General features: G+C 61.2%; 7 protein-coding genes. 6 read left to right on the plus strand and 1 reads right to left on the minus strand.

Going from position 1 to position 8,982, the window contains the following annotated elements; genetic code table 11:
* Window positions 1-7: 7 nt before the first annotated feature.
* The gene (locus PU683_RS18830) at window positions 8-2,572 is read right to left on the minus strand and encodes an ATP-binding protein (RefSeq protein ID WP_277174062.1); all 2,565 of its coding nucleotides are present in this window, start codon (window positions 2,570-2,572) and stop codon (window positions 8-10) included.
* 125 nt (window positions 2,573-2,697) lie between these two features.
* Between PU683_RS18830 and PU683_RS18835 the strand changes: the two genes are divergently transcribed.
* Genes PU683_RS18835 through PU683_RS18860 form a run of 6 tightly spaced genes read left to right on the plus strand, consistent with a single transcriptional unit; the run spans window position 2,698 to window position 8,809 of the window.
* A complete protein-coding gene (locus PU683_RS18835; RefSeq protein WP_277174064.1) occupies window positions 2,698-4,221 on the plus strand; it encodes a sugar ABC transporter ATP-binding protein in 1,524 nt (507 codons plus the stop codon).
* Window position 4,222: 1 nt separating this feature from the next.
* The gene (locus tag PU683_RS18840; protein WP_180344267.1) at window positions 4,223-5,224 is read left to right on the plus strand and encodes an ABC transporter permease subunit; all 1,002 of its coding nucleotides are present in this window, start codon (window positions 4,223-4,225) and stop codon (window positions 5,222-5,224) included.
* Window positions 5,225-5,264: 40 nt separating this feature from the next.
* Window positions 5,265-6,206, plus strand: coding sequence for an ABC transporter substrate-binding protein (locus tag PU683_RS18845; protein ID WP_277174066.1), 942 nt, complete (start codon window positions 5,265-5,267; stop codon window positions 6,204-6,206).
* Window positions 6,207-6,253: 47 nt separating this feature from the next.
* Window positions 6,254-6,940 carry a D-lyxose/D-mannose isomerase gene (locus tag PU683_RS18850; protein ID WP_277174068.1) on the plus strand — a complete coding sequence of 229 codons (687 nt, stop codon included), beginning with the start codon at window positions 6,254-6,256 and terminating at the stop codon, window positions 6,938-6,940.
* A 10-nt stretch (window positions 6,941-6,950) separates the two neighbouring features.
* Entirely contained in the window at window positions 6,951-7,811 is an 861-nt protein-coding gene (locus tag PU683_RS18855) for a ketose 1,6-bisphosphate aldolase (RefSeq protein ID WP_277174069.1), read from the plus strand.
* Window positions 7,811-8,809, plus strand: coding sequence for a carbohydrate kinase family protein (locus tag PU683_RS18860; RefSeq protein WP_277174071.1), 999 nt, complete (start codon window positions 7,811-7,813; stop codon window positions 8,807-8,809). Before PU683_RS18855 ends, PU683_RS18860 begins: the two co-directional genes overlap by 1 nt.
* Window positions 8,810-8,982: the final 173 nt, after the last annotated feature.

Below are 8,982 nucleotides of genomic sequence, written 5' to 3' on the forward strand. Positions count from 1 at the left end.
CGTCACCTCACACCGCGATGCGTTGCAGCGCCTGCGCCAGCTGTGCACGGGTGAAGGGCTTGCGTAGCAGTTCGACCTCCGGCAGCGCCGGGTTGTGGTCAGGGCGCAGATCCTGCCCGCTTATCAGCAGCATCGGCAGATCCGGCGCGTGCTGGCGAGCGGCGGCGATCACCTCCGCGCCGCTTAAGCGCCCCGGCAGCATTAAGTCGCTGATCAGCGCGCCAATCTCCGTGGAAGCGGCAAGCATCTGTAACGCCGCGTCGCCATTGTCCGCCTCCAGCGTCAGGTAGCCCAGCTGATGAAGCTGTTCGCATAGGGTCTGGCGCACGTCGGCTTCATCCTCCAGCACCAGAATCAGCGTGTCGCCACGTACAGGGCGCGCATCGCTGGCGGGCTCGGCGCTGCTCACCGCCGCCAGGGTTGCGCGCGGTAGCTGTAAACGCACCGTGGTGCCCTGCCCTGGATTACTCTCAATCTCCACCCGTCCGCCGGACTGGCGCACAAAGCCGTAAACCATCGATAAGCCCAACCCGCTGCCGCTGCCGGTCGGTTTGGTAGTGAAGAAGGGTTCAAAGACCCGCGCTTTGACCTCCTGCGACATGCCGCAGCCGCTGTCGATCACCTCCAGTGCGACCATATCCTGCCTGCGTCCGTCGGTGCGGGTGACGCGCTGGTTCCAGGTGCGCACCTTGATAACGCCGGTTTTCCCCTCCATCGCATCGCGGGCGTTCATCACCAGGTTAATGATGGCGTTCTCCAGTTGACCAACATCGATCCACGCCGGCCAGGCGGCCTGCTGCGCTTCGATCTCAAGGGTTAACGTCGAGGGCAGCGAGTGGCGCAGCAGCTCATCGAGGTTCTCCAGCAGCGCCTGCATCTCTACCGCGTGCGGATGCAGCGACTGCTTGCGTGAAAAGGCCAGCAGCCGCTGGGTGAGCAGCGCGCCGCGCTCGGCGGCTTTCAGCGCGCGCGAAATGCGCGCCGCGTCAGGCGAATCGGTTGCGGCCAGCTCCAGGCTGCCGATAATCACCGCCAGCAGGTTATTAAAATCGTGCGCCAGCCCGCCGGTAAGTTGGCCAACCGCTTTCATCTTCTGGCTGTGCAGCAGCGCCTCCTCCAGCCCTTTGCGCTCGGTGCGATCCAGCACCACGTTAACCATGCCGCGCCCCGGTACCGGGCTGAAGCGCAGCTCAATGGTGCGGTTATCTGCCAGCCGCAACTCCTGGGTTAACGGCAGCGGGCGCGCCAGGTTCTCCTGCACATGGCCGGGAAGATCGCTTACCTGGCGCAGCAGGCTGTGGTAGTGCTGCCCGCGCCGCAGCGGCTCCTCATCCAACCCCAAAAGCAGCGGGTATTGCGGATTCCACACCACCAGGCAGCCCTGGTTATCAAACAGCGCAAAGCCGTCGCGCATGGCATGAAAGGTGGTCTCCAGCTGCGTGCTTTTCTCCTTCAGAAGCGTTGAGGTGTGCTCAAGCGAAGCGGTATTGCGGGCAAAGACGTTAAAGGCGCGCGCCAGCTCGCCTAACTCGTCGCGCCGTTGTAGCGCAGGCACCGAAACATTCGATTCACCACACGCCAGCCGCGTCATAGCACGCGAAATGGCGGTCAGGTTGGAGCCCAGATTGCGGTAGATGTACCACCCGGCGCAGGCGGTGATCGCCAGCGCCAGCAGCGCAAACAGGCTGATAAAGATACTGATGGATCGCATCTCCTGGTGGCTCTGGGCGGTACGCTGTTCGGAGGCCTGCGCCACTTCTGCCACATACTGATTGATATCGTTGTTGAGCAGCGCGCCCAGCGCTTTGATATGAAACATCGACCAGGTGATCGCCAGATCGCTCTCCTCCAGCTGGCCCGCGAGCGGCATCAGCTTGTTAAGCTCAGCCTGAAAATCGGGGAGGATAAAATCGAGCAGCGGATCGCCCGCCCGCGCCGGAAGCTGACCGACAATCTCCGCCAGCTGCGCCAGCGTGGCGCGCGGTGACGGCGTCTGGATGGCGGCGATAAGCAGCCTGTCCATCTCACTGAGCAGGCGCGGATCGGGCGTGTTCAGCCCGTCGCGCGCGGCGATGGTCTGCAAATGGCGTAAATAGCTCTGATTCTGGTAGAGGGAGCTGAGCAGCGCGTTGCGCTCAAGGTGGCGGCGCTGCCCGCGTTGCAGCATCTCCGTGACGCTCTGCTGTAGCGCCTGGCTGCGGCGGGTGATCTGCGCCACCAGCTGCGGTTCGAGCCGCGCCAGCGGCGCGTTAGCCAACTGCCTGAGTGAGCGTTGCAGCGCGCTTTGCGTCGCTTTCAGCCGTTCCGCCTCCCCTTTGTACTCCTGCGCGCCAACCACCTGCGATAAGCGCACCGCGGCGGTGGCGACGCTTGCGGTATCGCGCGCGAGGTTCATGCTGGCGGTCATATCATCCAGCGTCTGCTGCTGCACCTGCTCCTGCAACTGGCTGGCATGGCGAAAGCCGAGCACCGCCACGGCGCAGACCATTAAGGTTACCGACACCACCAGCACATTGAAAAAGAGCAGCCGCCCGCGGGCGCTGGTGAAAAAAGGGTTGGCGCGGTACGGCATAGCGGCTCCGGGAGAGGTCAGAACAGTGGCGTGGCGCCACTATGACAAATATGAACAGCTTCTGACATTCTCCATTTACCAACGTGTGATGAAGTGCGTAAATCGTCACTCGCAGGAGCTTCGTCATGCCTAATGTGCCCGTGCTGGAGATGCGTAATATTGCCAAAGTGTTCGGCAAGTTTTACGCCCTCAAAGGGGTGGACCTGACGGTCTGGCCCGGCGAGATCCATGCCTTAATGGGAGAGAACGGCGCGGGTAAAAGTACGTTGATGAAGATCCTCGCCGGAGCCTACACGGCCACCAGCGGCGAGATCCTGATCGACGGTAAGCCGCATACCATTCGCGGGCCAAAAGAGGCCCTTGCCGCTGGTATCACCCTCATCTATCAAGAGATGCAGCTTGCGCCCAACTTAACGGTGGCGGAGAACATCTTTCTCGGCAGCGAAATCTCACGCGGCGGGCTGGTGCAGCGCAAAAGCATGGCGGCGCAGGCGCAGGCTGTGATTGACCGTCTTGGTGCTAATTTCAGCGCCACCGACCGCGTCATGAAGCTGACCATCGCCGAACAGCAGCAGGTGGAGATCGCCCGCGCGCTGCATCGCAACAGCCGTATTCTGGTGATGGATGAACCCACCGCCGCCCTCTCCTCCCGTGAAACTCACCGCCTGTTTGAACTCATCATGCGCCTGCGTGATGAGGGGATGGCGATTATCTATATCAGCCACCGCATGGCAGAGGTGTATGAGCTTTCGGATCGCGTCAGCGTACTGCGCGACGGCCAGTATGTTGGCAGCCTGACGCGCGACAACCTCAACGCCGCTGAACTGGTGCGCATGATGGTTGGGCGGCCGCTGAGCGATCTGTTTAATAAAGCGCGCGATATCCCCCCCGGTAAACCGCGTCTTACCGTTCACCACCTGACCGATGGCGGCAAGATCCAGCCGGTCAGTCTGCAGGTGCGCGCCGGTGAAATTGTCGGCCTGGCCGGGCTGGTGGGTGCCGGGCGTTCCGAGCTGGCGCAGCTGATTTTCGGCGTGCGCAAAGCGACGGGCGGCATGATTGAGATCGATGGCGAGCCGGTGGTGATCCACTCCCCGCGCACGGCGATCGATCTCGGCATCGGCTTTTTGACCGAGAACCGCAAAGAGCAGGGGCTGTTTCTCGAACTGGCGGCGCAGGAGAACATCACCATGGCGACGCTGGAGCGCGATGCGTCGTGGGGCATGCTGAACCGCAAAAAGGCGCAAACCCTCTCCGATGACGCCATCAAATTACTCAATATTCGCGTGCCGCATGCGCAAGTGCGGGCGGGCGGCTTATCCGGCGGCAACCAGCAAAAACTGCTCATTTCGCGCTGGGTGGCGATCGGACCGCGCATCCTGATCCTTGATGAGCCGACGCGCGGCGTCGATGTCGGCGCAAAGAGCGAGATCTACCGGATCATGAACCAGATGGCGCGCGAAGGGGTGGCGATCCTGATGATCTCCAGCGAGCTGCCGGAGGTGGTCGGCATGAGCGACCGCGTCTATGTGATGCGCGAAGGCACTATCGCTGGCGAGTTGCAGGGCGAGGCTATCACCCAGGAAGAGATTATGACGCTGGCGACCGGCGTTAACGACACCCATCACCAGGCGGTACACCATGACTGAAATGAAACCACACCCGGCCACCACGCCGCAGCAGGAGGCGAAATCCGCGTCCGCCAAAAAAGTGCTGATGGGCGATCTGATGCAAACCGTCGGCATCCTGCCGATTCTCATCCTGATCGTCGCGGTATTTGGCTTTATCGCGCCGAACTTCTTTACCGAAAGCAACCTGCTCAACATTACCCGCCAGGCGTCGATCAACATCGTGCTGGCGGCAGGCATGACTTTCATCATTCTTACCGGCGGGATCGACCTGTCGGTCGGCTCGATCCTCGGCACCACGGCGGTGGCAGCCATGGTGGTGTCGCTGATGCCGGAGCTGTCGATGCTCTCCGTACCTGCGGCGCTGATGCTCGGCCTGCTGCTCGGCCTGTTTAATGGCGCGCTGGTCGCCTTTGCCGGATTGCCCCCCTTTATCGTCACGCTTGGCACTTATACGGCGCTGCGCGGTGCGGCCTATCTGCTGGCGGACGGCACCACGGTGATCAACTCCGATATTAGCTTTGAGTGGATCGGCAATAACTACCTCGGCCCGGTGCCGTGGCTGGTGGTGATCGCGCTGGCGGTGATTGCGGTGTGCTGGTTTATTCTGCGCCGCACCACGCTTGGCGTTCATATCTACGCGGTCGGCGGCAATATGCAGGCGGCACGCCTTACCGGCATCAAAGTGTGGCTGGTTTTACTCTTCGTCTACGGCATCAGCGGGCTGCTCTCCGGCCTTGGCGGGGTGATGAGCGCCTCGCGCCTTTACAGCGCCAACGGCAACCTCGGCATGGGCTACGAGCTGGATGCGATTGCGGCGGTGATACTGGGCGGTACCAGTTTTGTCGGCGGTATCGGCACCATCACCGGCACGCTGGTCGGCGCGTTAATTATCGCCACCCTTAATAACGGCATGACGCTGATGGGCGTCTCCTACTTCTGGCAACTGGTGATCAAAGGGGCGGTGATCATCATAGCGGTGCTGATTGACAAATACCGTACCCGACACCATCAGGCAGCATAATAAAACCCTACAAAACAGCAACATAAGCGAGGATTACAGCATGCGTCTTAAACCTCTTGTCACCGCGCTCTGCGCCACGGCCCTGCTCGCCGCGACGCCGTTCGTACAGGCGAAAGAACTGAAATCTATCGGCGTCACGGTGGGCGATCTCGCCAACCCCTTCTTTGTGCAGATCACCAAAGGCGCGGAGCTGGAAGCGCGCAAGCTGGCGGGTGATAAGGTCAAAGTGACGCTGGTCTCCAGCGGGTACGACCTTGGCCAGCAGGTCGGCCAGATTGATAACTTTATTGCGGCGAAAGTCGACATGATCATCCTCAACGCCGCGGATTCAAAAGGCATCGGCCCGGCGGTTAAACGGGCGAAAGAGGCCGGCATTGTGGTCGTGGCGGTGGACGTGGCGGCTGAAGGCGCCGACGCGACCATCACCTCCGATAACACCCAGGCGGGCGAAATGGCCTGTAAATACATCACTGACCGCCTGAAGGGCAAAGGCAATGTGGTGATCATCAACGGGCCGCCGGTTTCTGCGGTACAGAACCGTGTTGAAGGGTGCCAGACAGAGTTTAAACGTCACCCGGATATCAAGGTGCTCTCCGATAATCAGAACGCCAAAGGCAGCCGCGAAGGCGGGCTGGAAGTGATGACCTCGCTGCTGGCAGCGAACCCGAAAATCGACGGTGTGTTCGCGATTAACGATCCGACGGCAATCGGTGCCGATCTGGCAGCCAAACAGGCGCAGCGCAACGAGTTCTTTATCGTTGGCGTCGACGGCAGCCCGGATGGTGAAGAGGCGCTGAAGCGTAAGAACTCGCTGTTCGTTGCCACCCCGGCGCAAGATCCGCAGGTGATGGCGGCACGCGCGGTGGAGATTGGCTACGACATTCTGCAAGGCAAGCCCGCGCCGAAAGAGCCGGTGCTGATCCCGGTGACGATGATCGATAAGCAGAGCGTCGCCAATTACAAAGGCTGGACGGTGAAATAAGCCCTCTCCCTCCCTGCACGGGAGGGGAAGCGCCATACGGAGAGACGATGAAACGCTCTGCCATTAATGACATTCTCGGCCACACGCGGCAGTTCTTCTCGAAGCACGACGTGCATCTGCCGCCTTTTGCCAGCTTTGCGCCTACCCAGTGGCGGGAGCTGGATCATGAGGCGTGGCGGGAAGTGTTCGACCTGAAGCTGGGGTGGGATGTCACCGCCTTTGGCGGCGACAACTTTTACGCCGAGGGGCTGACGCTCTTTACCCTGCGCAACGGCTCGCCGGACGGTGCGCCTTTTGCTAAGTGCTATGCGGAGAAGATCATGCATGTGCGCGACGGGCAGCTGACGCCGATGCACCTGCACTGGCGCAAGCGCGAGGACATCATTAATCGCGGCGGCGGAAACTTAATTATTGAACTGTGGAACGCGGATGCGCAGCACCAGACTGACAGCAGCGACGTTACCGTGGTCATTGATGGCTGCCGACACACGCACGCGGCAGGCAGCCAGCTGCGCCTCTCACCAGGGGAAAGCATTTGTATCACACCGGGGCTTTATCACAGTTTCTGGGGCGAGCCGGGGTTTGGCGATGTGCTGGTCGGCGAGGTCTCATCGGTGAACGATGACCAGCACGACAACCACTTCCTCAACCCGGCGAACCGCTTTAGCGACGTGCTGGAGGATGAACCGGCACATCTGGTGCTCTGTAATGAGTACTCACTCTTTTTAGGGTAAGGAGGCGGTTATGCCGATGATCTCTCTCGCCGCAGGGCTGGCGCATGCGCGCGAGCACCACTACGCCTTAGGCGCGTTTAACGTGCTCGACTCCCACTTTCTGCGCGCGCTGTTCGCTGCTGCAAAGCGGGAGCGCTCGCCGTTTATTATCAATATTGCCGAAGTGCACTTTAAGTATGTCTCGCTGGAGTCGCTGGTTGAGGCGGTGAAGTTTGAAGCCGCGCGCAGCGATATTCCGGTAGTGCTCAATCTCGATCACGGGCTGCATTTTGAGTCGGTGGTGCGCGCCCTGCGCCTCGGTTTCAGTTCGGTGATGTTCGACGGCTCCGCGCTGGAGTATGAAGAGAATATTCGCCAGACGCGGGAAGTGGTGAAGATGTGCCACGCCGTGGGCGTCTCGGTGGAGGCGGAGCTGGGCGCGGTCGGTGGCGATGAGGGCGGCGCGCTGTATGGTCACGCCGATGAAGCCTGCTTTACCGATCCGGCGCTGGCGCGAGAGTTTGTCGATCGTACCGGCATCGACACGCTGGCGGTCGCCATCGGTAATGCGCACGGCAAATATAAGGGCGAACCGAAGCTCGACTTCGCCCGCCTCGACGCCATCCGCCAGCAGACCGGCCTGCCGCTGGTGCTGCACGGCGGTTCAGGTATCAGCGACGAAGATTTCCGCCGCGCCATTGCGCTTGGCATTCATAAAATCAACTTCTACACCGGCATGTCGCAGGCGGCGCTTGGCGCCATCGAGCAACGTATGGCGGATCGCCAGCCGCTGTACGATGAGTTCGCTCAACTGCTGCTCAGTGTTGAAGAGGCGATTGCCGATACGGTGGCCGGACAGATGCGCATCTTTGGCAGCGCGGGGCAGTGCTGATGGCTCGCCACGGGGTTATCGCCGCTGGCAATATGCTGGTGGATCACGTCCACCATATTGCCCAGTGGCCGGAGCGCGGCTGGCTGGCGGAGATTATCCAGAGCGAGCGCTCGACGGGCGGCGCGCCGCTTAATGTGCTGCTGACGCTGGCGAAAATGCACGTTGGCCTGCCGCTGCAGGCGGTCGGGCTGGTGGGTGAAGATGGCGACGGCGACTACATTATGGCGATGCTCGATCAGTACCATGTCAATCGCCAGCATGTGCAGCGCACCTCTTCAGCCCCGACCTCGATGTCGCAGGTGATGACCGATCCCTCCGGTCAGCGCACCTTTTTCCACTCCCCCGGTGCCAACCGGCTGCTGGATATCGACGCTTTTGAGACGCTTAACGGCGAGATGAAGATTTTCCATCTCGGCTATCTGCTGCTGCTCGACAGCCTCGATAAGACTGATGAGGAGTACGGCACGCGCAGCGCGCGGCTGCTGGCGCTGATGCGCGAGCAGGGGTTTGAGACCTCCCTCGATCTGGTGTCGCGCAAAGGCGATCCGCGCTATAAACCGCTGGTGTTGCCCTGCCTGCCCCATCTGGATTATCTGGTGATCAATGAGTTAGAAGCGGGCGAGTTCAGCGGCCTGGCGATGCGGACGGCACAGGATAAGCCGCACGTTGAGAATATTGGCCGCGCGGCGGAGCAGCTTTTAGCCGCCGGGGTGAAACAGCGAGTGGTGATCCACTGCCCGGAAGGGGCGTGGGGCGAAGCACCGGATGAAGCCGGGGCGTGGATCCCGTCGCGGATGTTAAGCCAGGCGGAGATTGTCGGTAGTGTGGGAGCAGGAGATGCCTTTTGCGCCGGATTTTTATACGGTTGCCATGAAGCCTGGCCGTTAGCGCACAGTATTCAGTTAGCCCATGCCTGCGCCCGCGCCAGCTTGCTGTGCGCCAACGCCATTGACGGCGCGAAAACCCTCGAAGCGTTGCAGCTTGATATCGCGGTTTAGACGTTCGTAGGCCGGATAAGCTCCACATTAGCAGGGCGGGAAGTTGTAGGCCGGATAAGCGTTAAGCGCCATCCGGCAGCGGTGCCACATCAGCATACCGCCGGATGGCGGCTGCGCCTTATCCGGCCTGCGCCGTTTCAGTCACACTGTGCCACCTATCCACAACCGGAGGC

It is taken from the genome of Candidatus Kosakonia sp. 282A-S69, assembly GCF_029433855.1.
Classification (GTDB): Bacteria; Pseudomonadota; Gammaproteobacteria; order Enterobacterales; family Enterobacteriaceae; genus Kosakonia; species Kosakonia cowanii_A.